Here is a 791-nt window from a genome sequence, read left to right on the forward strand (position 1 = left end):
TGGATGCCGCGATCGGCAGCAGCGCTGTCAGGAGCGACGTCGGTCACCACCAGCCCCTTGCCGTTTTCGGACTTGGTGACGGTCAGGCCGAGATCGGCCAGCGTGTCGGGCTTTGCCGGAGCGGCAGGCTGCGACTGGTCGACAGAGGCCTGCTTGTCGCTCGAGGGCAGTTTGCCGAGATCGACCTTGACCGTCTGGCTCTTGCCGTCGCGCCACACGGTGACGTCAACCGACTTGCCAGGCGAGTAGGCGCCGATCAGCCGTGCCAGTTCCTTCGGCGAAGCGACGTCCTTGCCGTTGACCTGGGTGATCACGTCACCGGCCGTGATGCCCGCCTTCTTGCCGGGACCATCGTCCTGGGCACTGGAAACCAGTGCGCCGTTGTTGGACTTCAGACCAAGCGACTCAGCGATGTCGGAGGTGACCGGCTGGATTTCGACACCGAGCCAGCCGCGCTGAACGGAACCGCTCTTCATCAGGTCCTGAACGACCTGCTTGGCGGTCGAAGCGGGAATGTCGAAGGCGATGCCGACGCTGCCGCCGGACGGCGAGAAGATCGCGGTGTTGATGCCGACGACCTGGCCGTTGAGGTTGAAGGTCGGGCCGCCAGAATTGCCGCGGTTGACCGATGCGTCGATCTGGATGAAGTCGTCATAAGGGCCAGCGCCGATGTCGCGGCCGCGGGCGGAGACGATGCCGGCGGTGACGGTGCCACCAAGGCCGAACGGATTGCCGACGGCCACCACCCAGTCGCCGACGCGAACCTTGGAGTCATCGGCGAAGTCGACATA

At 65.1% G+C, this 791-nt stretch carries 1 protein-coding gene; it reads right to left on the reverse strand.

What is annotated here, in order from left to right; all coding sequences use genetic code 11:
• The coding region (locus EN991_RS38345) for a PDZ domain-containing protein (protein ID WP_127370634.1) at positions 1–791 on the reverse strand (791 nt) is incomplete at both ends.

This window comes from Mesorhizobium sp. M7A.F.Ca.US.005.03.2.1, assembly GCF_003997795.1.
GTDB lineage: Bacteria > Pseudomonadota > Alphaproteobacteria > Rhizobiales > Rhizobiaceae > Mesorhizobium > Mesorhizobium ciceri.